Consider the following 23,052-nt stretch of genomic DNA (forward strand, 5'->3'; position numbering starts at 1 on the left):
GCTGCGATGAAGGTCCGCCGGCTGGTCCTGTTGCGGCACGGCCAGACCGAATACAACGCGGGCAGCCGGATGCAGGGCCAGCTCGACACCGAGTTGTCCGACCTCGGTCGCGATCAGGCGGCGGCGGCCGCCGAGGTGCTGGCCAAGCGTCAGCCGCTGTTGATCGTCTCCTCGGACCTCACGCGCGCCCTCGACACAGCGGTGACCCTGGGTGACCGCGCCGGGATCGCGGTGCAGGTCGACAAGCGGTTGCGCGAGACGCACCTGGGGGACTGGCAGGGGCTGACCCACCTCGAAGTCGACACGATGGCACCGGGCGCTCGCGTGGCGTGGCGCGAGGACGCGCGGTGGGCGCCGCATGGCGGTGAGAGCCGCGTCGATGTGGCCGACCGCAGCGTCCCGGTGGTTGCCGAACTTGTTGCCGGACAACCGGAATGGGGTCTGGGTGGCTCGGACCGTCCGGTCGTGCTGGTGGCGCACGGCGGGCTGATCGCGGCGCTGACCGCGGGGTTGCTCGGTCTCCCGGTGGACAACTGGCCGGTGCTCGGCGGAATGGGCAACGCCAGCTGGGTTCAGCTGTCCGGACATTCGGACGACACCGCGGCAGATGGTGACGCGTTCGACGCCATCAAATGGCGGCTCGATGTCTGGAACGCCTCGGCGCAGGTGGCCAACGATGTCCTCTGATCGCGGCGCAACTCGCAGGCCGGTGCTGCTGGTGTTCGCCGACTCCCTGTCCTATTTCGGGCCGACCGGGGGGCTGCCGTCCGACGATCCGAGAATCTGGCCCAATATCGTGGCCCAGCAGTTGGGTTGGGATGTCGAGCTGATCGGCCGGATCGGTTGGACCACCCGCGACGTCTGGTGGGCTGCCACTCAGGATCCCCGGTCCTGGGCGGCGTTGCCGCGCGCGGGCGCGGTCGTCTTTGCCACCAGTGGTATGGACTCGCTGCCCTCGCCCCTGCCGACGGCGGTACGTGAGCTGATCCGGTATGTGCGTCCGGCGTGGCTGCGCCGCTGGACCCGCGACGGCTACGGCTGGATCCAGCCTCGGTTGTCGCCGATCGCCCGGTCGGCCCTGCCCCCGCACCTGACCGTCGAATATTTGGAGATGACGCGCAACGCCATCGATTTCAACCGACCGGGCATCCCGGTGGTGGCGTCGTTGCCGTCGGTGCACATTGCCGACACCTACGGCAAGGCCCACCATGGGCGTGAGCCCACGGTCGAGGCGATCACGGCCTGGGCCGCCGAGCATGATGTGCCGCTGGTGGACCTCAAGGCGGCTGTCGCCGACGAGGTGCTCAGCGGTCGGGGCAATCCCGACGGCATCCATTGGAATTTCGAAGCTCACCGTGCTGTGGCCGAGTTGATGCTCAAGGGCCTGGCCGCCGCCGGGGTGCCACAACTGGATTCCACCGACTGACGATGGCGGTCAAGGTGGTGACCGACTCGACGTCGCGGTTGCGGCCGGAGTTGTGTGAGCAGTGGGGAATTCGGCAGGTGCCATTGCACATCCTCGATGACGGAGCCGATCTGCGCGACGGTGTCGACGAGATGCCGTCGGACATCTATGACCGGCCCCGCGTCACCACGTCAGGGGCGTCACCGGCCGATCTTGCCGAGATCTACCGGCAGGCACTGGCCGACAGTGGTGGTGATGGTGTTGTCGCCGTGCACATTTCAGCGGCGCTGTCGGGAACCTACAGCACGGCCGCGGCAACGGCCCGTGAGATCGGGCCTGCCGTGCGGGTGGTGAACTCACGTGCCGCGGCCATGGGGGTGGGCTTCGTCGCCCTGGCCGCCGCGGAATCAGCCCGCGGCGGAGGAACTCTCGACACGGTTGAGGCGGCGGCGCGGGCCGCGATCCCGCGCGGGCAGGCGTTCATCGTCGTGCACCGGCTCGACAACTTGCGGCGCAGCGGCCGGATCGGGGCGGCCGCGTCGTGGCTCGGCACCGCGTTGTCACTCAAACCGCTCTTGCGCCTCGATGTGGACGGGCGGCTGGTGCTCTCGCAACGGATCCGGACGATATCGAAAGCACATGCCGCGCTTGTCGATCAGATCGTCGAGGCCGCCGGCGACCGCGCCGTGCGCGTCGTCGTACACCATGTCGACAACCCGGAGGACGCCGAGGGCATCGCCGACGTGCTCACCGAACGCCTGCCGAACCTGCTGTCGCTCTCGGTGACCGACATGGGCCCGGTGCTCGCGGTGCACGTCGGTGGCGGTGCGGTCGGTGCGTGTATCACGGTGGAGGACACTTAGCGGGTCCGGGATTGCAGACGCCGGTTTCTACCAGTGGGCTGTCGATCCGGCGTGTGCACAACCCTCCGGTGGAAACCGGCGTGGCAGCGCCCGGACGGAGCTAGCCGGCGAACCGTCCCGTGACCGGCGGCAGATCCTTGAGGGTGAGAATGCCCGGTGCCGCGGCCACCACGGCGGGCACCGCATTCGTGACCGGCAGCGCGGTGTAGATCATCCCGAGCCCGTTGAGGCTGACCTCGCTCCAGTCCTTCGACGGCAGGCAGTACACGACGGTGCGCATGTTGGGCACGCCGAACACCTGGATCACGTGGCCGTGCGCCACCGGCTTCGGGGGCGTGACGTGATTGCCCATGATCCAGTTGAATCCGACGCTGACCACGTTCTTGTCGCCCACCCAACCACGGTGGTAGCCGTACACGCCGGCCACCGTGCCCTTGGGGATCTGCATGAACCCCAGATCGGAATCATCGGTGGCCGGTGTGAACGTGACGTCGAAGGTGATCCGGTCCAGCTTGGCGCCGATGGCGTCGGCCATCATCGCCGCGGACTCGGCGAACACCTCGCTTTCCAGGCGCACGCTCTCGGCCAGCCCCGGCGTCTCCGGGTCTTTGCCGAAGCCCATCGCGGCCATGGTTCCCGCCGATTCGTACACCCCGCAGTCGACCGACTCGGTGATCCGGATTTCATCGACGCTCTCGCATGCGCTGGACAGCACCATGCCCATCATGTTGGTCAGGCCGGGATGGGCGCCGCTTCCGAAGATCGTGGAATTGCCTGTCTGGCAAGCCTTTTCGATCCGCTCGAGGTCTTCGGGGGTCTGCTTGCCCCCGGTGATCCAGGCCGCGGTGGAACACACGTTCACCCCGGCTTCCAGCAGTGCGACGAGTTCGTCGACCTTGGGCCAGATGGGGTTGTAGCAACAGGCATCGGGTTTGAGGGCGAGCAGTTGCTCGATGTCGTTGGTGGCCTTGATGCCGGTGGGTTCCGGCCATCCGGCCAGTTCCGCGGCGTCGACTCCGACCTTTTCGGCGCCGTACGCGTACACGCCGACCAGTTCCATGTCGTCGCGGCCGATGATCGCGTGCAGCGAGCGTCGGCCGATATTGCCGGTGGTCCATTGGATGACCCGAATCGGCTTACCCGCTGCGGTCATGTTCGCCTCCCTCGCTGAGCCCTGCGCTGGACTCTAGACACTATCGGTGAAGTGTTCACCACCGGTAGGCGCCCATCCTGGCGGCAACCACACCGTCGTCGGAGTCGCCGCCGAGAAGTCCACCTTGGTGCTGCCGTTCACGCTGGGGCAGTTAGTCCACAGCGCGAGATTCATCCACAGCCGGCCGGTGCCCGAGGTTCGGGAGCCCGGAATCGTCGTGACCCGCACCTACCGTCGCGGGCATGGGTACCGAATTGTCAGTGGAGCGGCTTCGCCGTCTGGGTGGCCGTTCCGGCACCGCCGACGATCCCGAGACCGGGGAGGGCGCTGAACCAGATCCGGACACGGCCTCCGAGAGCACACTGTCGAGATGGCTGCCGGACACGGCGCCGCGGGACGGCCGGGGTTGGCTGGCGGCCGCGCGCGCCGATCCAGGCCGGGCCGGTGCGTTGGCCTTGGCCGGTGTCGGGGTGCTGGCGGTCCTGGTCACGGTTTTCGCCCTGATCCGACAGCAGCCGCCGCCGGTCGCCTCAGCGAATCTTCCACCGGTACAGATGGTTTCGTCGGCCGCGCCGACGCCGGCCGCCTCCGCTGAGCCGGGAGGGCCGGTGGTGGTCAGCGTGGTCGGCCTGGTACACAAGCCAGGCCTGGTGACACTGCAGTCCGGGGCGAGGATCGCCGACGCGCTGGAAGCCGCCGGCGGGGCGCTCGACGGCGCCGACCTGATCGGACTGAACATGGCACGCCGGGTCGGTGACGGTGAACAGATCGTGGTCGGCATCGAGGCGCCACCGGGTCAACCGGTGACCATGGGTAGTTCGGTCGCCGGTGATGTCGGGGCGTCACCATCGCGCGGTGTCTCGGTACCCGCGTCGGGTGCACCGTCGGGGCCGGTGGATCTCAACACCGCGACCGTGGCGGACCTCGATGCGCTGCCAGGTGTCGGCCCGGTGACTGCCGAGGCGATCGTGGCCTGGCGGGCTGCGCACGGCCGGTTCGACAACGTCGATCAACTCGGCGACGTCGACGGGATCGGGCCGGCGCGGCTGGAGAAACTGCGTGAACTGGTCCGGACGTGATCTTCAGGACACGGCCGAGCGGCAGCTCCTGGACCTGCGGATCGTCCCGGCGGCCCTGACCGCATGGTCGGTGTCGGCGGCCGGAATCGTCTGGCACCTCGGCGCCGCGGCGGTGGTGGGCCTCGGCGCCGTGGGGTTGACCTGGCTGGCGCTGCGATGGGGTGCCGGGCCCGACGCGGGGGAGCCGCGGCCGATCGCGGCAGCGGTGCTGGCCGTCGCGGCCGTGGCTGCCGGGTTCGCGATGGCGGTCGGACTCCGCGTACACCAGGTCGAGCATCATCCCATCGCACGGCTCTACGGCAGCAGTGCGACGGTCGAGGTGGTTCCCGGTGAGACCCCGCGGGTGATCAGCGGAGGGCGGCTGATGTTCCGCGCCGCACTGCGTGAGGTCGATCAGGTTCCGATGTCGGGTCGAGTCCTGGTGTTCGCCTCGGCGTCGTTCGGTGGCGCCGGCCCAGGAACCCCGGTGCGCTTTCGCGCCGGCGTGGGCCGCCCGGACCGCAGGGACCTGAGTGTGGCGGTGCTGGCGGCGTCGGGCAGCCCGGCGGTGGGCGAAGCGTCGGCCGTGCAACGTGTTGCCGCGCAGATACGTTCGCGGTTCGCGGATGCGGCACGGGTGGCGCTGCCCGCGGACCAGGCGGCCATGCTGCCGGCCCTGGTACTCGGTGACACCTCGGCGGTCACCGCGACGACCACCGCGCAGTTCCGCACAGCCGGTCTGACCCATCTGACCGCGGTGTCGGGGGCCAACGTCACGATTGTCTGTGGCGCGCTGTTGTTGAGCGCCGTGCTGGTCGGACCGAGGGTGGCGGTGTTGCTCGCCGGCGCCGGACTGGTCGGCTTCGTCATCGTGGTGCAGCCGTCGGCCAGCGTGTTGCGGGCCGCGGTGATGGGCGCGGTGACGCTGCTGGCGGTGCTGACTCACCGGCGGCGGCAGGCCGTGCCCGCGTTGGCCGGCAGTGTGATCGCGCTGATGATCGCGGCACCCGAACTCGCCGTCGATGTCGGGTTTGCATTGTCGGTGTGCGCCACAGCGGGCATCGTCGTCGTGGCACCGGTGTGGATGCACCGGTTGCAGGAGCGAGGTTGGCCGCGCCCGTTGGCGGCGGCGGTCAGTGTCGCGGTGGTGGCTCAGTTGGTCACGGCCCCACTGGTGGCCGGGATCTCGGGAACCGTCAGCCTGGTGGCAGTGGCCGCCAATCTTGCGGTGGCAGGCCTGATTCCACCGATCACGGTGATCGGCACGGCGGCGGCGGTGTGCTCGGTTATCTGGCCGGGCGGGGCACAGCTGTTGATCCGCTTCACCGGACCCGAGTTGTGGTGGCTGCTGTCGGTGGCGCGCTGGGCATCGGCGCTGCCCGCGGCCGCGCTGCCGTCGCCGTCGGGGGTGGCCGGTGTGGTGTCGGTCGCGCTGGCAGGTGTGGCGGTGACGGTGTTGTGGCGGCTGCGCTGGGTGCGGCGGGCGCTGGCCGTTCTGGTGTTCGGGTTGCTGGCCTGGGCGCTGGCGGGCCAGGTGGTCGGAGCTGTCGGGTCGGCGTGACACGATCGTCGGTGTGAGTGAACAGATCGACGGTCTGCACCTGGTTCTGGGTGACGAGGAACTGCTGGTCGAGCGAGCCGTGGGCGCGGTGTTGCGGGCACTGCGCCAGCAGGCAGGGTCCGACGACGTCCCGGTGGACCGGATGCGGGCAGGCGAGGTCAGCACCAGCGAGCTCGCCGAGCTGCTGAGTCCGTCGTTGTTTGCCGAGGAGCGTCTGGTGGTGCTGGAGTCCGCCGCCGAGGCGGGCAAGGACGCCGTGGCCCTGATCGCCTCGGCCGCAGCAGATCTGCCTCCCGGCACGGTGCTGGTCGTCATCCACACCGGTGGCGGCCGCGCCAAGGCGCTGGCCGATCAGCTGAAAAAGCTTGGTGCACAGGTGCACCCGTGCGCAAAGATCACCAAGCCGGCCGAGCGTGCCGACTTCGTGCGTGCCGAGTTTCGCCGCTTGCGTGCCAAGGTTTCCGATGACACGGTCAACGCGGTGCTCGACGCGGTCGGATCGAACATCCGTGAGCTCGCCGCGGTGTGCTCGCAACTGGTGGCCGACACCGCCGGGCAGGTCGACGCCGTCGCGGTGCGCCGGTATCACAGCGGCAAGGCCGAGGTGAAGGGCTTTGACATCGCGGACAAGGCCGTCACCGGAGACGTCGCAGGAGCGGCCGAGGCGTTGCGATGGGCGATGCTGGCCGGTGAGCCGCAGGTGGTGTTGGCCGATGCGCTGGCCGAGGCGGTACACACCATCGCCCGGGTGGGCCCGCTCTCGGGGGACCCCTATCGGCTGGCAGGCGAACTGGGGATGCCGCCCTGGCGGGTGCAGAAGGCGCAGAAGCAGGCGCGCCGATGGTCGCGTGACTCGGTGGCCGAGGCCATGCGGGTGGTCGCCGCCCTCAACGCAGACGTAAAGGGCGCAGCGGCAGATGCCGACTACGCCCTTGAGACAGCGGTACGCCGGGTGGCTGAACTCGCCACCCGGTGAACCGGAAAACTATTGCGGCTGGAGCCGGAGGATCAGAGCTTGTTGAAGGCCAGGGCCAGGGCCGACTTCTTGTTGGCGGCCTGGTTGGCGTGGATCACGCCCTTGCTGGCGGCCTTGTCGAGCTTGCGGCTGGTCGATACCAGCAACTCGGCGGCCTTGTCCTTCTCGCCCGCGTCGACGGCCTCGCGGAAGCTGCGCACAGCCGTACGCAGCGACGACTTCACGGACTGGTTACGCAGCCGGCGACGCTCGTTGGTGAGGATGCGCTTTTCCTGCGACTTGATGTTGGCCACGTAAAAATTCCTTCGTAATTCTCTAGCTGGGGTTACCGAAGTCTGGGTGCGCACACCCGCACTGCGGGCAGCGACTGTTCAGGGTACCAGCGAGGGGCCTGAACTCCCAAAGCGGTGCAGGCGAAACCTCGGGCGCAGCGGGCCCGCTATTCCCCGTTCATACCACGCTAATCGGCCTTTGGCCTGCCGAAACGGGCTGGGCGATTGACCCGGCGAAACCCAGCGGGGTGCGGCAGCATGAAGAGGGTGAGCCTGAGAAGTGTCCGTACGCAAGGGGCCGACTCGAACGGGTCGAAGCCGGCTGGTCAACGTGCCGCCACCGCTCGGCGCGCGAAACACCAGGGTGTCTTCGACGGCTACAACCGGCTGGGCAGATATTCAGAGGCCTTCGACGAGATGTTCGACGCCGCCGGCAACGTCCGCGGCCCGTACAAGGGCATCTTTGCCGAGCTTGCTCCGTCGGATGCCTCCGAGCTGCAGTCGCGCTCGGAAGCGCTGGGCCGGGCCTTCATCGATCAGGGCATCACGTTCTCGCTGTCCGGTCAGGAGCGCCCGTTTCCGCTCGATCTGGTGCCGCGGGTGATCTCTGCGGCCGAATGGTCCCGGCTCGAGCGCGGCATCACCCAGCGGGTCAAAGCGCTGGAGATGTACCTCGACGACATCTACGGCGAGCAGGAGATCCTGCGTGACGGTGTGATCCCGCGCCGGTTGGTGACGTCGTGTGAGCACTTCCACCGCGAGGCTGCCGGCATCGTCCCGCCCAACGGGGTGCGCATCCACGTCGCCGGTATCGACCTGATCCGCGACGACAAGGGCGACTTCCGGGTGCTCGAGGACAACCTGCGATCGCCGTCCGGGGTGTCCTATGTCATGGAGAACCGGCGCACCATGGCGCGGGTCTTCCCGAACCTGTTCGCCACCCATCGGGTGCGTGCCGTCGGCGACTACTCCGCGCACCTGCTGCGCGCGCTGCGCAACGCCGCGCCCACAAACGTCGCCGACCCCACCGTCGTCGTGCTCACACCCGGGGTCTACAACTCGGCCTACTTCGAGCACTCGCTGCTGGCCCGGCAGATGGGCGTCGAACTGGTCGAGGGCCGCGACCTGTTCTGCCGCGACAACGCCGTCTACATGCGCACCACCGAAGGCGAGCGTCAGGTGGACGTCATCTACCGCCGCATCGATGACGCGTTCCTGGACCCGATGCAGTTCCGCCCGGACTCGGTGCTCGGGGTCGCCGGCCTGCTCAACGCCGCCCGCGCCGGGAACGTGGTGATCTCCAGCGCAGTGGGAAACGGGGTCGGTGACGACAAGCTCGTCTACACCTATGTGCCGACGATCATCGAGTACTACCTGGGCGAGAAACCGGTCCTGGCCAACGTCGACACCTACCGCTGCTGGCTGGACGCCGAACGCGAGGAAGTGCTCGACCGGATCGACGAGCTGGTCGTCAAACCGGTCGAGGGCTCGGGCGGCTACGGCATCGTGTTCGGCCCTGACGCCTCGGAGAAGGAGTTGGGGGCGATCGCCAAGAAGATCCGAGCCGACCCGCGCGGCTGGATCGCGCAGCCGGTGATGCAGCTGTCCACGGTGCCCACTCAGATCGATACCAAGCTGGCACCTCGGCACGTGGATCTACGCCCGTTCGCGGTCAACGACGGCAACGACGTCTGGGTGCTGCCCGGCGGGCTGACCCGGGTGGCGCTGCCGGAAGGGTCGCTGGTGGTCAACTCCAGTCAGGGCGGCGGTTCGAAGGACACCTGGGTGTTGGCGTCGCGGACGTCGGCGGCCGACCGCGAGCTGGCCGCAGCCGAGGTGGTGCGGTCGCTGCCCAAATCCGCCGAGGGGCCGAAAAGCAATGGCGCCCCTGATGGTTCGTCGTCCCAACAACAGCAATAGGGGGTGGGAGTAGATGCTGGCACGCAATGCCGAGTCGCTGTACTGGATCGGACGCTATGTGGAACGTGCCGACGACACTGCACGCATCCTCGACGTTACGGTGCATCAGTTGCTGGAGGATTCCAGCGTCGACCCGGATGTCGCGTCCCGGACCCTGCTGCGGGTGCTCGGTATCGAGCCGCCAGGGCAGCCCCTGGACGTCTGGTCGTTGACCGACATCGTGGCGTTCAGCCGGGACAGCGGCGGCAACTCGATCGTCGACTCGATCTCGTCCGCGCGTGAGAACGCGCGCGGTGCGCGCGAGGTCACCTCGACCGAGATCTGGGAGTGCCTCAACACCACCTACAACGCGCTGGCCGAGCGCGAACGTGCCGCCAAACGTCTGGGCCCGCACGAGTTCCTGTCCTACGTCGAGGGGCGCGCGGCGATGTTCGCCGGGCTGGCCGACTCGACCTTGAGCCGCGACGACGGCTACCGGTTCATGGTGCTCGGCCGCGCGATCGAGCGGGTCGACATGACGGTCCGCCTGCTGTTGTCGCGGGTGGGGGACAGCGGTTCGTCGCCGGCTTGGGTCACGTTGTTGCGCTCGGCCGGCGCTCACGACACGTACCTGCGCACCTACCGCGGCGCGCTCGACGCGGGCCGCGTGGTCGAGTTCATGTTGCTGGACCGGTTGTTTCCGCGGTCGGTCTTCTACTCGCTGCGATTGGCCGAACACAGTCTCGACGAGTTGCTCAACCGGCCGCACAGCCGGCTGGGAGCCACCGCCGAGGCGCAGCGGCTACTCGGCCGGGCCCGCAGTGAGCTGGAGTTTCTGCAGCCGGGCGCGCTTCTCGAATCCCTGGACGGCCGACTGGCGGGGCTGCAGAAAACCTGCCGCGATGTCGGAGAAGCGTTGGCGCTGCAGTACTTCCACTCCGCTCCCTGGGTGGCTTGGACCGATGCCGGGCACGGGGACGCGGTCGTGATCGAGGAGGGCGAAGTTTGATGTGGCGGCTACGGGTGGTGCACTCCACGGGATACGCCTACAAGTCGGCGGTGACCGCGTCGTTCAACGAAGCCCGACTGACCCCGCGTTCTGATTCGCGTCAGAACGTGATCCTCAACCGGGTGGAGACGATCCCGGCCACCAGGTCGTATCGGTATGTCGACTATTGGGGTACGGCGGTGACAGCATTCGACCTGCATGCCCCGCACACCGAGTTGGAGGTCTCGGGGTCCTCGGTGGTCGAGACCGACGTCGCGGAAAAACCCGAGGAACTGGTCGGCTGGGATGATCTTGGTACCGAGGCGGTGATCGACCGCTTCTATGAGGTGCTCAGTTCGACCCACTACACCCCGGACAGCAAGCGGATCGCGCGCGTGGGCCGGCGGATCGCCAAGGAACACGACCCATTCGAGGCGGTGGGGGCGGTGGCACAGTGGGTGCGTAGCGAACTCGACTACGTGCCGGGTACCACGGGCGTGCACTCCTCGGGTCTGGATGCCCTGCGGGAGGGCAAGGGGGTGTGCCAAGACTTCGCCCACCTGTCGTTGATCATGCTGCGGTCCATGGGAATTCCGGCCCGGTACGTGTCGGGCTACCTTCATCCGAACCATGACGCGGTGGTGGGGGAGACCATCGACGGGCAGAGCCACGCCTGGATCCAAGCGTGGACCGGCGGCTGGTGGCACTACGACCCGACCAATGACGCCGAGATCAACGAGCAGTACGTCAGTGTCGGAGTGGGCCGGGACTACTCGGATGTGGCCCCGCTCAAGGGAATCTATTCGGGCGAGGGATCGACCGATCTCGACGTGGTCGTGGAGGTCACCCGACTGGCTTGACGCGGCCCGCGGGGCGCCCCAGGTTGCGGAAGCCGGGGTGGACGTGCGGTGTCAGCCCCTGATGGTCGGCGAGCTTCTCCAACAGGGCGCGTAGCTCGTCGCGTTGTCTGGCGTCGAGCCCTGCGGTCATGCCGTCATCGTGCCTGCGCGCAAGCTCGCCGATGCGGCGCAGCGCCTTCTTGCCTGCCGTGCTGAGGAACAACGCGTGCAGACGGCGGTCGTCGGGGTTGCGGCGCCGCTCGACGTAGCCGCGGTCCTCCAGATCGTCGACATAACTGACGACGCGACTCGGCAACAGGCTCAGCTGGGTGCTCAGGGACTGCTGGCTGAGCCCCGGTTGAGCGCCGATGGCACGCAGGATTCCGGCATGTGGCGGGGTGAGCTCGAGGGTAGCCATCTGCTCGGCGAACTGCGTCGCGGCCCGGTGGCCGAGCTGTGCCAACAGAAATGCCACGGTGTCGGACCGTCCGTTCTCCACGGTCAAACCGTATCACGGAGAAATCGTTCAAAAGTCAAAACATTCACGAGGTTGAGTTCGGCGGCCGTCGGGCATATCGTTCAAACCATGAACGATTCAACCGCAGATCGAATTCGCGCCGACCGGGCCGCCGGAAGGCAGGGCGGGCCGCCCTTGGCCCCGGTGGCGGCGGTATCCCTGACGCTGCTGCTGGTGGGCGTCGCCGTCGGAGTTGCCCTCGGTGGGGTGATGCCGGTGCCATACGGTGAGGCCGCCGCGGTGGTTGCCTACATCCAGGACCGGCACCTCGCGGTACAGGCCACCGCGGTGGGCACATTCGCCGCATCGGTGCCACTGGCGATCTACGCCGCGACCGTCAGCACCAGGCTGCGCCAGCTCGGGGTGACAGCGCCCGGTGCGACGATCGCGCTGGCCGGCGGCATCCTGGCGGCCGGATCGTTGGCGTTGTCCGGGTTGATCTGCTGGACGATGTCGCGGGCCGAGGTGGTCGTCGACCACGGTCTGATCCGGGCGTTGTACTACCTGGTGTTCCTCACCGGCGGCGTCGGCCACATCGTCGCGCTCGGGTTGCTACTTGCCGGGATCGCGGTGCCCGGCCTCATCCTCGGACTGTTGCCGCGGCCGGTGGCCTGGACCGGGCTGGCCATCGCGGGCTTGGCCGAACTGGCCACGTGCGTGCTGATCTGGCCGGAAGCGGCGGTGATCCTGCCGATCGCCCGGTTCACCGGATTCATCTGGCTCATCGTCGCCGGCGCCCTGCTCCCGGCGCGCCGCGCCGCTCGGAACCGGTCATGAAGCTCAGCGTGAGCGTCACGAATTATTCGTGGCCGGAGCAGATTTACCAGCGGTTGGCCTCGCTCGCAGGTTTTCTCGACGGTACCGCCGTCGACACCCTGTGGGTCCCGGATCACCTCGTTCAGGCCGATCCCGCCAGTGTCATCGACGAACCGATGCTTGAGGCCTACACCGCGCTCGGGTACCTCGCGGCGGCGACGAGCCGAATTCGGTTGGGCACCATGGTGAGTGCGGCCACCTTCCGCGCGCCCGCGTTGTTGATCAAGGCCGTGACGACGCTCGATGTCCTCTCCGGCGGCCGCGCCTGGCTCGGGCTGGGCGCCGGCTACAACTCGGCGGAAGCGAGCGCGATGGGATTGTTCCTGCCGGGCACCGCGGAACGGTTCGAGCGGATGACCGAGCTGTTGCGGCTGGCCCAGCACATGTGGTGCGGCGATGAAACTTCTTTCGTGGGTCGATATTTGACACTGCAGCGACCGGTGGGCAGTCCCCGTCCCGTCACGGCCCCGCATCCTCCGGTGCTGATCGGTGGCACCGGCGAGCGCCGCACGTTGCGTCTGGTCGCGCAATACGGCGACGCCTGCAACCTTTTCGACATTCCTGACGGTGGCCGCGCCGTCCGCCGCCAGCTCGAGGTGCTCGACCGGCACTGCGCCGATGTCGGCCGGCCGGCCGACCAGATCGAGCGGACCGTGACCACCGCGCTTGACGACGGCGAGCGCTCCGGCGCACTCGTCGAGCGATGTCGCGCGTTGTCGTCCCTGGGCATCCAGCACGTCGTGGTGATCGCCCGCGGCCGCCCGTGGGGTGAGGTCGACCTGAACTGTGTTGCGGAGGCGGCTGATCAGCTGTGCGATCGGGTGCACACCCCGGGGTGAACCTGGACCCGGTGCAGGTCGTCGCCCAGTTCGATCTGGCGGTCGAATATCGAGGCGGCCAGCGCCCGCCAGTCGTCCTCGGTGCCCGCGGCGATGCCGGGCACATAGTGGGTGAGGATCAAGATCCCGACGCCGGCCCGCGCGGCGGTGGCCGCCGCCTCCTGCACCGAGGAGTGATAGTCGCAGATGTCGCGGATCCGTTGCTGGGGAAGAAGTTCGATCAGGTCTTTGCGAATCACGGTGTGCACCAAGGCTCCTGCGCCGTTGGCCAGGGCATCCAAGCTGGGACACGGCACGGTGTCGCCGGCTGCCACCACCGAGGCCCCACCGTGTTCGAATCGGAACGCGATCGTCGGGGTCACCGGCTGATGATCGGTGGGGGCGACACGGATCTGCACACCGCCGTGGTCCCACACCGTTCCCTCGGTGTATTCACGAACGTCCACCTGTGGCGGGCCGGTGAGGTCGGCGTGGTGGGCGATGCGGTAGCCGATGTCATGGCCGAACGCGCGCAACGTCGCGTCGACCACCTCCGCGGTCCCGGGCGGGCCGATGATCGGCAGGGGCGGTGTATCCGGGGTGAATGTGCTCACCCAGCGGGTGATGATCACATCGCCCAGGTCGGCGATGTGATCGCTGTGCAGGTGGGTCAGCAGCAATGCGCTGAGCTGGTTGGCACCCGCGCCGACCGCGGCCAGGCGCTGCAGCACCCCGCGGCCGCAGTCGATCAGAAACATCTGGTCGCCTGCGCGCGCCAGGGTCGACGGTCCGGCCCGCTCTGGATCAGGAATCGGGCTACCGGTGCCGAGCAGCGTGACCTCGATCATGACCCCATTCCTACTCCGTTCCGGCTCAATCAGGCGTGGCTTCTTTCTTACTGACCGCCACCGACCTAGCCTGGTGTGAGGTGGATCACGATCGGAGGTTGCCGATGCGAATCGCAGACGTGCTGAAAAACAAGGGCGCGGCGGTGGTGACGATTTCGCCGGAGACCACGGTGACGGAGCTGTTGGCCGGGCTGACCGAGCTGAACATCGGTGCCATGGTGGTGATCGGGCCCGGCGGGCTGGCCGGCATCGTCTCGGAGCGTGATGTGGTGCGCAATCTGCACGAACGGGGCAGCAGCCTGCTTGCCCAACCGGTGTCGGAGATAATGACGACGGTGGTCGCAACCTGTACGCCGCGCGACACCGTGGATCACCTCAGTGCCCTGATGACCGAGAACCGGGTGCGTCACATTCCCGTGCTCGACGGTGGGCGGCTGGCCGGCATCGTCAGCATCGGCGACATCGTCAAGACCCGGATGGAAGAACTCGAGGCCGAGCAGGAACAGCTGCAGGCCTACATCACCCAGGGGCGTTGACCGCTGGCCTCCTGAGCACCGAAACCACGAATCCTGTGCGATGGTGGGCGTGTGGCTGCCGTTGACGTCCGTCCCCCGAACAAGTCCGACGTGGCGCGGCTGGCCGCCGTCCTGGGGCGGGCCTTCCATCATGACCCGGTGATGTCGTGGATCCTGGCTGACGATGCCCGCCGGGCCAAAGGTCTGCCGCGGATGTTCGCAGCGATCACGCGTCACCACTTCCTTGCCGGCGGTGGTGCCGAGGTGGCCGGCCGGGGCGGCGAGATCGGCGCGGCCGCCCTCTGGGACGGGCCCGGCTGTTGGAAGCAGACTGCCGGCGAAGAACTGCGGATGCTGCCCTCGATGGTGCGTGCGTTCGGCCGCGACACGCGACGAGGCCAACAGGTCGTCGAGCTCATGAAGCAGCACCATCCCGAGGAACCGCACTGGTATCTGGCCGTGATCGGCAGCGATCCGACGGTGCGCGGCGGCGGTTTCGGACATGCCCTGATGCAATCGCGCCTCGATCGGGTGGACGCCGAACACGCCCCGGCCTACCTGGAGTCGAGCAACCCCGACAACATCCCCTACTACCTGCGCTTCGGGTTCGAGGTCACCGGGGAGATCGTCCTTCCCGACGGTGGACCGATCATGACGGCAATGTGGCGGGCGCCGCGCTGATCTGTCGCCCGGCTATCCGAAGACCCCGGTCATCTTCATGATGAGCAGGACGCCTACCGCGACGAACACCGCGATCAGCAGCACCAACCCGACGATCGCGGTGACCGAAGTGGGGGTGTACTTGTGCCTGGGCCGCGGTTCTGGTTCGCCCAGTCCCGAGGTTTGCGCCGAGTCCGGTGGGGTGGCGCCGGGCGCGACGCCACCGCCGGGTTGCAGATCCGGTGTCTCGGCTGGGTCGGGATCTGGTGGTAGCGCGGTCATGGCCTAGGGATGCCCGCTGCCGAGCGCGGGCAATCACGCTGCGTCGCGGCTGTTACAGTGCGAATGCCGACCAACAGGGGAATCCGGTGAAAAGCCGGAACTGACGCGCAACGGTATGAGGCACCGCCTCGAGTCCGATCACCTGTGGTCGGGATGACCGTTGACGGCTCCGCGATTGGGCCCTGGATCAAAGGAAGTTTGACCGTGCGCGTGCTCACCGCACTGTTGTCCCTGTTGTCCGTCACGATCGCGGTCACGGTGGCCTGTGGTCATCGAGAGTCTGCGGCAGGGCAGACGGCCGGTGAAGCTTCCGCAGCTCATTCGACCAGCTATCCGCTCACCATCGAGAACTGCGGTGTGAACGTCACTTTCGAGGGACCGCCGCGGCGGGCGGTCTCGCTGTACCAGGCGTCGACCGAAATCCTGTTGTCGCTCGGGCTGGCCGATCGGATGGTCGGCACCTCGACCTGGTTCGATCCGGTGCTTCCCGAACTCGCGGCGGACAACGCCACCGTGCCCCGGCTCGCAGACAACGATCCTGGACTGGAGACGGTACTGGCAGCCGAGCCGGACCTGGTCACCTCGGCCAGCGCACACACCTACACCTCAGCCGTGGTCGCCGAGCGCAGCCGGTTCGCTCAGCTGGGAATCCCTACGTACCAATCGCCTTCGGTGTGTACGGGCGCGAGTGTCGACGGTGAGACCGTCACCCGCACCGAACCGCTGACGCTCGATGCCCTGTATCGGGAGATACGCGAACTCGCCCAGATCTTCGATGTGCAACAGCGCGGCCAGGACCTCATCGACCGGCTCACCCGGCGGCTCGACGACATTCCGTCGACCACCGAGCCGGATGTCAGTGTGGCGTTCTGGTTCTCGGGACTGCGGACGCCGTATCTCGCGGGCTGCTGCTCGGCGCCGGGACTGTACGCCGGCGAACTCGGCGTCACCAACGTCTTCGCCGATACCCGCGAGGACTGGCCGGAGGTCAGCTGGGAGGCGCTGGCCGACGGCGACCCCGACGTGTTGGTACTGGCCGACTTGAACCGAAGGCGTGTCGACGGGGACGCACTGGAGTCGAAAGTGACATTCCTGGAGTCGAATCCGGTGACCAGGAACATGACCGCGGTGCGAAACAAGCGCTACGTCGTGCTGAGCGGGTCCGAACTGGATCCCGGGATCCGCGAGGTCGACGCGGTGGTGAAATTGGCTGCCGGTCTCAAGGCCTTCGGGTTGGCCCGGTGAACCGCGCGGCCCGCCTGATGGTCGGGGTGGTGAGCGCGTGGTCGTTGGTGGGATGCGCTCAGTCCACCCACGCGGTCCCGGATCTGGCCGAATCGCCCGGATACCCACTGACGGTGCGGAATTGCGGCCGGGAAGTGGTGATCGATGCGCCGCCGCGGCGTGCTGTCTCGCTGAACCAGGGTTCCACCGAGATACTGCTTTCGCTGGGCCTGGCGGACCGCATGGTCGGCACCGCGACGTGGACGGACCCCGTCCGCGCCGATCTCGACGGCGAAAACGCCCGGGTACCGCGATTGGCGGTGAACAAGCCGTCGCTGGAGACCGTGCTCGGCGCCGAACCCGATTTCGTGTCGGCCTCCTTCGGCGGAACCCTCGGGCCCGGCGGCGTCGCCGACCGCGAACAGTTCGAACGCCTCGGTGTCCCGACGTATCTGGCACCCAGCGACTGCGAGGGAAAGACCTCGGTCAATGGCGACGGTGCGCGCACCACGCCGTTCGAGATGGAGGCGATATACACCGAAATCGGTGAACTGGCGAAGATATTCGATGTCGCCGATCGCGGCGACCGGCTCATCGCGCAGCTGCGCGCCCGGTTGGACCGCATCGCCGGGGTCCCGTTCGGCGTCGACATGGCGTTCTGGTTCTCCGACATCCGCGCTCCCTACTTCGCCGGCTGCTGCGGATCTCCCGGCGTGATCGCTGGGTCGGTGGGGGCCCGCAACGTGTTCGCCGACACCACCGATGAATGGCCGCAGGTGAGTTGGGAGACTGTGGCCGACCGCGACCCGGACGTGCTGGTCCTCGCCGACCTGAGCCGACGCACGATCGATGGTGACGCGTTGGAGACCAAAATCGAGTTCCTGGAATCGAATCCGCTCACCCAGGGACTTACCGCAGTGCGGCACCGTCGCTACATCGTGGTGAACGGGGCGGACCTCAACCCGTCGATCCGCACCGTCGACGGCGCCGAGAAAGTGGCAAAAGGCCCGGCCGAACTCGGATTCGGCGCGGCGCCGTGAGACTTCGCACCACGTGGATCGGCGGTCTGTGGGCCGCCGGAGTGGTCCTCGTGGTGTTCTCCGCCGCGGTGGCCATCACGATCGGACCGGCCGCATTGTCGGTGGGGGACGTGTATCGCATTGTCGGCGACCGTCTCGGCGCGGGGCCGTCGGGGGCGACCCGGCTGCAGGAGAGCATCGTCTGGCAATTGCGATTGCCGCGGGTCGTCCTGGCGGCGATCGCCGGGGCCGGGTTGGCCTTGTGCGGGGCGATACTGCAGTCCCTGCTCCGCAATCCGTTGGCCGACCCGTTCGTGCTGGGCATCTCCTCGGGTGCCTCTACCGGTGCCGTGCTGGTCGCGGTGCTCGGCGTCGGCGCGGGCACGCTGAGCCTGTCCGGTGGCGCCTTCGCCGGCGCGGTGTTGTCGTTCGCCGTGGTGCTGCTGTTGGCCTACGCGGCCGGCGGCGGGACCGATCGGGTGGTGCTGGCCGGGGTGGCCGGCACCCAGCTGTTCTCGGCACTGACGTCGTTCATCGTGCTGTCCTCGGCCGACGCCGAACAGACCAGGGGAGTGCTGTTCTGGCTGTTGGGGTCGCTGGCCGGAGTGTCCTGGTCCGACGTGACCACCTGCTCGGTGGTGGTCGGTGTCGGGTTGGCGCTGTGCCTGGCCCAGGCACGCACTCTTGACGCGTTCGCATTCGGGCAGGATGCGGCCGCGACGCTGGGGGTCGCGGTGACCCGGGTACGCGTCGTGTTGCTGGTGATGACCGCACTGGTGACGGCGGCGCTGGTCAGCGCCGCCGGGGCGATCGGTTTCGTCGGGCTCGTGCTGCCGCACGCCGCGCGCTTTGTCGTCGGGCCCGGCCATCGGCGCTTGTTGCCGACAGCGGTGATCCTCGGCGCGGTCTTCATGGTCTGGGTGGACACCCTGGCTCGTACGGTCTTCGCCCCGCAGGAATTGCCCACCGGTGTGGTCACCGCACTACTCGGCGTTCCCGCCTTCGCACTGATCTTGTTGCGGCGCAGAGGAGTACGCCGATGAGTCTGCGGGCGGTCGCGGTGAGCTGGACCCGTTCGGGAAGGGTCGTCCTGGACGGCGTCACGGTGGATCCGGCTCCCGGTAGCACCGTGGGACTGTTGGGCCCCAACGGTTCCGGCAAGTCGTCACTGTTGCGCCTGCTGGCCGGCATCGACCGGCCGGACTCGGGCAGTGTGCAGCTCGACGGCCGCGAGCTGCACACGATGTCGCGGAGGGCGGTGGCGCGGCGCGTGGCGGTGGTCGGCCAGCACGCGGACACCGATCTGGACATCGCGGTGCGTGACATCGTGCGGTTGGGCCGGATCCCGCACGCCCCGCTGTTCGGCGGCGGTGGCGACGACGCCGCCGCGGTGGCCGCGGCGATCGCCGCCACCGGCCTCGACGAGATGGCCGACCGGGCATGGCACACCCTCTCGGGCGGGGAACGTCAGCGCGTACACATCGCCCGGGCCTTGGCTCAGGAGCCCAGCGAGTTGTTGCTCGACGAACCGACCAACCATCTCGACATCGCTCATCAGCTGGAGATCATGGCGATGGTCCGCGCGCTCGACGTCACCAGTGTGGTGGCGCTGCACGATCTCAACCTCGCGGCGATGTTCTGCGACGACGTGGTGGTGCTGTCGGCCGGCACCGTGGTGGCTGCCGGCAGCCCGGCCGAGGTGCTGACCGAGGACCTGGTGGCCGGTGTCTACGGCGTGCGCTGCCGGATCACCGTCGATGACTGCGGCCCGTACGTGCGCTTCGAGCACGGCGGCGCGGCCGGTCAGCTCCAGGAGTATTGAGCGCGCAACCGGACGGCGACGGCCTCGAAGCGGGTGCGGTCCAGGATCGCACCCTCGCGGCGGATGCCCTCTTCTGGCACATCGAGCACCCGGTCCAGCCGGACCCAACTCGGCCTGCCGTCGTAGTCCCAGGTGCCCGTGCCGATGCCGATCCAATCCGGATCGTCTCGGTGGTAGTCCTGGCTGGACAGCATCAACCCGAGCAGGGTGTGCTGATCGCGACCCACCACAAGGACGGGGCGGTCTTTACCCTGGGTCGGATCGTCTTCGTAGACCACCCAGGTCCACACGATCTCACCCGGATCTGCCTGCCCGTCCAGATCGGGTGCGTAGACGACTTTGCGGGCCCGGTGTGCGGTCGGCACGCTGTGCTTCGACACCGGCCGGCCGGCGGTGATCGCCTGGGGTGGCGGGGCGGTGGCACCGGCGAGCACACCCAGGCCCAGCCGAAGACCCTGTTGAAGGCCTTGTTGGATGCCCTGCTGCACGGTCCGCGGCATATTGTCCGTGGTCTGTAACTGGCGCACGAACTTCGGTGCCTCGTTGAACACCAGGTTCTCGGCGCCATCCACGACGCCCCTCAGAACCTGTTGGAACGCCTTCCACTGCGACGCCATGGTGTCGAGCATATGCGAGTGAACTGCCGGCGATTGTGTCGCGACGGTGGTTGCTCGATACCCTTAGGAAGCACACGACGTGCTGGACACCCACGCTCACCAGGAGATTCCCATCAGCAGCTTCGCCGACAAGACGTTCACTGCGCCGGCGCAGATCAGGAACTTCTGCATCATCGCCCACATCGACCACGGCAAGTCGACGCTGGCCGACCGGATGCTGCAGCTCACCGGGGTGGTCGACGACCGGTCGATGCGCGCCCAATACCTGGACCGGATGGACATCGAGCGTGAGCGCGGCATCACCATCAAGGCGCAGAACGTGCGGCTGCCCTGGAAGGTCACCGGTGATGACGGCTCCGAAGAGAACTATGTCCTTCACCTGATCGACACCCCCGGCCACGTCGACTTCACCTACGAGGTGTCGCGTGCTCTGGAGGCCTGCGAGGGTGCGGTGCTGCTGGTCGATGCCGCGCAGGGCATCGAGGCGCAGACGCTGGCGAACCTGTACCTGGCCCTCGACCGGGACCTCACGATCATCCCGGTGCTCAACAAGATCGACCTGCCCGCCGCGGACCCGGAACGGTACGCCGGTGAGCTTGCGCACATCATCGGCTGCGAGCCGTCCGACGTGCTGCGCGTATCCGGCAAGACCGGCGTGGGCGTTGCCGAGCTGCTCGACGAGGTGGTGCGGCAGGTGCCGGCGCCCACCGGCGACGCCGACGCTCCCGCGCGGGCCATGATCTTCGATTCGGTCTACGACATCTACCGCGGTGTGGTCACCTATGTGCGCGTCGTGGACGGCAAGATCACCCCGCGCGAACGCATCGCGATGATGTCCACCGGCGCCACCCACGAGCTGCTCGAGGTCGGCATCGTCTCGCCCGAGCCGAAGGCCAGTGCGGGCCTGGGCGTCGGCGAGGTGGGCTACCTCATCACCGGGGTGAAGGACGTCCGGCAGTCCAAGGTCGGCGACACCGTGACCACCGCGCGCAAGGGCGCGACGGAGGCGCTGACCGGTTACCGCGAACCCAAGCCGATGGTCTACTCGGGCCTGTATCCGGTGGACGGGTCGGACTACCCGGATCTGCGTGATGCCCTGGACAAGTTGCAGCTCAACGATGCGGCGCTGACCTACGAGCCCGAGACGTCGGTGGCGCTGGGATTCGGGTTCCGCTGCGGCTTCCTCGGCCTGCTGCACATGGAGATCACCCGTGAGCGGTTGGAGCGCGAGTTCAATCTCGACCTCATCTCCACCTCACCGAACGTCGTCTACCGGGTGATCAAAGACGACGGCACCGAGATCACGGTGACCAACCCTTCGGACTGGCCCGAGGGCAAGGTCCGCGAGGTCTACGAGCCGGTGGTCAAGACCACGGTCATTGCGCCCAGCGAGTTCATCGGCACCATCATGGAGCTGTGCCAGTCACGGCGCGGTGAGCTCGGCGGCATGGACTACCTCTCGCCCGAGCGGGTCGAGCTGCGCTACACCATGCCGTTGGGCGAGATCATCTTCGACTTCTTCGACTCGCTGAAATCGCGCACCCGTGGCTACGCCAGCCTGGATTACGAGGAGGCCGGCGAGCAGCAGGCCGACCTGGTCAAGGTCGACATCCTGCTGCAGGGTGAGGCCGTGGACGCGTTCAGCGCCATCGTCCACAAGGATTCGGCATCGGCCTACGGCAACAAGATGACCACGAAACTCAAGGAGCTCATCCCGCGCCAGCAGTTCGAGGTGCCGGTGCAGGCCGCGATCGGGTCGAAAATCATTGCCCGCGAGAACATCCGGGCGATCCGTAAGGACGTGCTGTCCAAGTGCTACGGCGGTGACATCACCCGTAAACGCAAGCTGCTGGAGAAGCAGAAAGAGGGCAAGAAGCGCATGAAGACCATCGGTCGCGTGGATGTGCCCCAGGAAGCGTTCGTCGCGGCGCTGTCCACCGACGCGGCAGCGGACAAGCCCAAGAAGTAAAAGTCCGCCGCGCTAGACGACCTGCAGCACCGCTTTGCCCGCGACCTCGCGGCCCAACAAGGCTCGCGCGGCCTCGGGGGTGTGTTCCCACGAATCCCGCAGACCGATCTGCGGGTCCAGTTCGCCGTCGGCCAACAGGGTCAGCAGGTAGTGCAGATCGTCCTGGAACGGTGCTCGGACGGTGAACGGCTCCAACCGTTTTCGGATTCCGGTGCGCCGTTCCTGCTCGAAGTTGATCGTCGTCGGCTCGTTGGAGGCCATGCCGATGGACTGCACCGAGCCGCCGTCGGACACCAGGCTGAAGGCCTGGGCCAGAAGCTTCCCGCCGACATTGTCGAGCACGCCGTATACCGGCTCGGACACCGCGTCGAGGCCGACCACCACTTCGGCTGCGCCCAGTTCCGCCAGGCCTTCACCGCGCCGGGCGCTGCCGACGGCGGCCACCACGTGGGCGCCGGCCCGCGCGGCGAGCTGCACGGCGAACCGGCCGACACCGCCGGACGCGCCGGTGATCAGTACCCGGCGCCCGACGACCGGGCCGAGGGCGCGCAGTGCCTGCAGCGCGGTCACCCCGGCAACGGGCAGTGCGGCCGCTTCGTCGAACTCGACGAACTCGGGCAACTCAGCCAGATTGTCGGTGTACACCACGCGCCGTTCAGCCCAGCCGGCCTCACCACTGAATCCGACCACTCTGGCACCCACTGGCGGTCCGGAGCCGTCGGCCGCAGCCCGGGTGACGACGCCGGCACTGTCCCAACCGGGAATTTCGCCGGGGCGGCGCATCTGATCGATGAAGTGCAGTTCCCCGAAATTCAATGCGATCGCGTGGACATCGATGAGGGCCTGAGATTCGGTTGCCGAAGGCTCGGCCACTTCGTCGAACCGGAGGTTGGCGGGCGCGTGCGGGTCGTAGACGAGGGCTCGCATGAAC

The 23,052-nt window shown here is 67.8% G+C and carries 25 protein-coding genes and 1 riboswitch; of the genes, 18 read left to right on the forward strand and 7 right to left on the reverse strand.

Annotation, left to right across the window (positions count from 1 at the left end):
- Positions 1-6: 6 nt before the first annotated feature.
- The 3 genes from gpgP to BKG60_RS08200 are packed head-to-tail and all read left to right on the forward strand — an operon-like array spanning position 7 to position 2,268.
- The gene (gene gpgP / locus BKG60_RS08190; protein WP_075909504.1) at positions 7-687 is read left to right on the forward strand and encodes a glucosyl-3-phosphoglycerate phosphatase; all 681 of its coding nucleotides are present in this window, start codon (positions 7-9) and stop codon (positions 685-687) included.
- Positions 677-1,426, forward strand: a complete 750-nt coding sequence (gene octT, locus BKG60_RS08195) for a diglucosylglycerate octanoyltransferase (protein ID WP_075909505.1) — start codon at positions 677-679, stop codon at positions 1,424-1,426. The genes gpgP and octT overlap by 11 nt, the downstream gene beginning before the upstream one ends.
- A gap of 2 nt (positions 1,427-1,428) precedes the next feature.
- Positions 1,429-2,268, forward strand: coding sequence for a DegV family protein (locus BKG60_RS08200; RefSeq protein ID WP_075909506.1), 840 nt, complete (start codon positions 1,429-1,431; stop codon positions 2,266-2,268).
- Positions 2,269-2,368: 100 nt separating this feature from the next.
- On the opposite strand, the gene BKG60_RS08205 is transcribed toward BKG60_RS08200, so the two are convergent.
- Positions 2,369-3,421, reverse strand: a complete 1,053-nt coding sequence (locus tag BKG60_RS08205; protein ID WP_075909507.1) for an NAD(P)H-dependent amine dehydrogenase family protein — start codon at positions 3,419-3,421, stop codon at positions 2,369-2,371.
- A 242-nt stretch (positions 3,422-3,663) separates the two neighbouring features.
- Between BKG60_RS08205 and BKG60_RS08210 the strand changes: the two genes are divergently transcribed.
- From BKG60_RS08210 to holA, 3 genes are read left to right on the forward strand one after another with little or no spacing between them, the layout of a single operon-like run.
- Positions 3,664-4,500: a ComEA family DNA-binding protein gene (locus BKG60_RS08210; protein ID WP_075909508.1), complete on the forward strand. Its 837-nt coding sequence runs from the start codon at positions 3,664-3,666 to the stop codon at positions 4,498-4,500.
- Positions 4,481-6,040 (forward strand): ComEC/Rec2 family competence protein, encoded by a 1,560-nt coding sequence (locus BKG60_RS08215; RefSeq protein ID WP_075909509.1) that lies wholly within the window; start codon positions 4,481-4,483, stop codon positions 6,038-6,040. The genes BKG60_RS08210 and BKG60_RS08215 overlap by 20 nt, the downstream gene beginning before the upstream one ends.
- A gap of 25 nt (positions 6,041-6,065) precedes the next feature.
- Positions 6,066-7,016 carry a DNA polymerase III subunit delta gene (gene holA, locus BKG60_RS08220; RefSeq protein ID WP_207553875.1) on the forward strand — a complete coding sequence of 317 codons (951 nt, stop codon included), beginning with the start codon at positions 6,066-6,068 and terminating at the stop codon, positions 7,014-7,016.
- A gap of 32 nt (positions 7,017-7,048) precedes the next feature.
- Here the strand turns inward: holA and rpsT are convergent, their stop codons facing one another.
- Positions 7,049-7,309, reverse strand: a complete 261-nt coding sequence (gene rpsT, locus BKG60_RS08225) for a 30S ribosomal protein S20 (RefSeq protein ID WP_070189062.1) — start codon at positions 7,307-7,309, stop codon at positions 7,049-7,051.
- Positions 7,310-7,546: 237 nt separating this feature from the next.
- On the opposite strand from rpsT, the gene BKG60_RS08230 reads away from it, so the two are divergent.
- The 3 genes from BKG60_RS08230 to BKG60_RS08240 are packed head-to-tail and all read left to right on the forward strand — an operon-like array spanning position 7,547 to position 11,035.
- Entirely contained in the window at positions 7,547-9,208 is a 1,662-nt protein-coding gene (locus BKG60_RS08230) for a circularly permuted type 2 ATP-grasp protein (protein WP_171054984.1), read from the forward strand.
- 13 nt (positions 9,209-9,221) lie between these two features.
- Positions 9,222-10,196: an alpha-E domain-containing protein gene (locus BKG60_RS08235; protein WP_075909511.1), complete on the forward strand. Its 975-nt coding sequence runs from the start codon at positions 9,222-9,224 to the stop codon at positions 10,194-10,196.
- Positions 10,196-11,035: a transglutaminase family protein gene (locus BKG60_RS08240; RefSeq protein ID WP_075909512.1), complete on the forward strand. Its 840-nt coding sequence runs from the start codon at positions 10,196-10,198 to the stop codon at positions 11,033-11,035. Before BKG60_RS08235 ends, BKG60_RS08240 begins: the two co-directional genes overlap by 1 nt.
- Here BKG60_RS08240 and BKG60_RS08245 read toward each other — a convergent pair.
- Positions 11,019-11,513: a MarR family winged helix-turn-helix transcriptional regulator gene (locus BKG60_RS08245; RefSeq protein ID WP_075909513.1), complete on the reverse strand. Its 495-nt coding sequence runs from the start codon at positions 11,511-11,513 to the stop codon at positions 11,019-11,021. The genes BKG60_RS08240 and BKG60_RS08245 overlap by 17 nt on opposite strands.
- An 87-nt stretch (positions 11,514-11,600) precedes the next feature.
- Between BKG60_RS08245 and BKG60_RS08250 the strand changes: the two genes are divergently transcribed.
- Positions 11,601-12,308, forward strand: a complete 708-nt coding sequence (locus tag BKG60_RS08250; protein WP_207553872.1) for a hypothetical protein — start codon at positions 11,601-11,603, stop codon at positions 12,306-12,308.
- An 8-nt stretch (positions 12,309-12,316) separates the two neighbouring features.
- Entirely contained in the window at positions 12,317-13,186 is an 870-nt protein-coding gene (locus BKG60_RS08255) for a TIGR03560 family F420-dependent LLM class oxidoreductase (protein WP_242671591.1), read from the forward strand.
- Here the strand turns inward: BKG60_RS08255 and BKG60_RS08260 are convergent.
- Positions 13,153-14,013 carry a ribonuclease Z gene (locus BKG60_RS08260; RefSeq protein ID WP_075909515.1) on the reverse strand — a complete coding sequence of 287 codons (861 nt, stop codon included), beginning with the start codon at positions 14,011-14,013 and terminating at the stop codon, positions 13,153-13,155. The genes BKG60_RS08255 and BKG60_RS08260 overlap by 34 nt on opposite strands.
- Positions 14,014-14,117: 104 nt before the next feature.
- Here BKG60_RS08260 and BKG60_RS08265 point away from each other — a divergent pair, with 104 nt between their 5' ends.
- Together BKG60_RS08265 and BKG60_RS08270 are read left to right on the forward strand one after the other, a co-directional pair.
- Positions 14,118-14,549: a CBS domain-containing protein gene (locus BKG60_RS08265; RefSeq protein WP_070189140.1), complete on the forward strand. Its 432-nt coding sequence runs from the start codon at positions 14,118-14,120 to the stop codon at positions 14,547-14,549.
- 51 nt (positions 14,550-14,600) lie between these two features.
- A complete protein-coding gene (locus BKG60_RS08270; RefSeq protein ID WP_075909516.1) occupies positions 14,601-15,209 on the forward strand; it encodes a GNAT family N-acetyltransferase in 609 nt (202 codons plus the stop codon).
- Positions 15,210-15,221: 12 nt separating this feature from the next.
- On the opposite strand, the gene BKG60_RS08275 is transcribed toward BKG60_RS08270, so the two are convergent.
- Positions 15,222-15,470 carry a DUF6480 family protein gene (locus BKG60_RS08275; protein WP_070189069.1) on the reverse strand — a complete coding sequence of 83 codons (249 nt, stop codon included), beginning with the start codon at positions 15,468-15,470 and terminating at the stop codon, positions 15,222-15,224.
- A gap of 32 nt (positions 15,471-15,502) precedes the next feature.
- Positions 15,503-15,634: riboswitch (cobalamin riboswitch) on the forward strand.
- Between the two features lie 46 nt (positions 15,635-15,680).
- Here BKG60_RS08275 and BKG60_RS08280 point away from each other — a divergent pair.
- Genes BKG60_RS08280 through BKG60_RS08295 form a run of 4 tightly spaced genes read left to right on the forward strand, consistent with a single transcriptional unit; the run spans position 15,681 to position 19,535 of the window.
- Positions 15,681-16,715: an ABC transporter substrate-binding protein gene (locus BKG60_RS08280; RefSeq protein WP_423226852.1), complete on the forward strand. Its 1,035-nt coding sequence runs from the start codon at positions 15,681-15,683 to the stop codon at positions 16,713-16,715.
- A 17-nt stretch (positions 16,716-16,732) separates the two neighbouring features.
- Positions 16,733-17,734, forward strand: coding sequence for an ABC transporter substrate-binding protein (locus tag BKG60_RS08285; protein WP_075909588.1), 1,002 nt, complete (start codon positions 16,733-16,735; stop codon positions 17,732-17,734).
- A complete protein-coding gene (locus BKG60_RS08290; RefSeq protein ID WP_120764851.1) occupies positions 17,731-18,756 on the forward strand; it encodes a FecCD family ABC transporter permease in 1,026 nt (341 codons plus the stop codon). Before BKG60_RS08285 ends, BKG60_RS08290 begins: the two co-directional genes overlap by 4 nt.
- Positions 18,753-19,535, forward strand: a complete 783-nt coding sequence (locus BKG60_RS08295; RefSeq protein ID WP_075909518.1) for an ABC transporter ATP-binding protein — start codon at positions 18,753-18,755, stop codon at positions 19,533-19,535. The genes BKG60_RS08290 and BKG60_RS08295 overlap by 4 nt, the downstream gene beginning before the upstream one ends.
- Here the strand turns inward: BKG60_RS08295 and BKG60_RS08300 are convergent.
- Entirely contained in the window at positions 19,517-20,152 is a 636-nt protein-coding gene (locus BKG60_RS08300) for a type II toxin-antitoxin system PemK/MazF family toxin (RefSeq protein WP_120764864.1), read from the reverse strand. The genes BKG60_RS08295 and BKG60_RS08300 overlap by 19 nt on opposite strands.
- Positions 20,153-20,231: 79 nt before the next feature.
- Here BKG60_RS08300 and lepA point away from each other — a divergent pair, with 79 nt between their 5' ends.
- The gene (gene lepA, locus BKG60_RS08305; RefSeq protein ID WP_070189073.1) at positions 20,232-22,121 is read left to right on the forward strand and encodes a translation elongation factor 4; all 1,890 of its coding nucleotides are present in this window, start codon (positions 20,232-20,234) and stop codon (positions 22,119-22,121) included.
- A gap of 12 nt (positions 22,122-22,133) precedes the next feature.
- On the opposite strand, the gene BKG60_RS08310 is transcribed toward lepA, so the two are convergent.
- Positions 22,134-23,048 carry a zinc-binding dehydrogenase gene (locus BKG60_RS08310; protein ID WP_075909520.1) on the reverse strand — a complete coding sequence of 305 codons (915 nt, stop codon included), beginning with the start codon at positions 23,046-23,048 and terminating at the stop codon, positions 22,134-22,136.
- Positions 23,049-23,052: the final 4 nt, after the last annotated feature.

The sequence above is a fragment of the Mycobacterium syngnathidarum genome, from assembly GCF_001942625.1.
In the GTDB taxonomy this organism is placed as follows: Bacteria; Actinomycetota; Actinomycetes; order Mycobacteriales; family Mycobacteriaceae; genus Mycobacterium; species Mycobacterium syngnathidarum.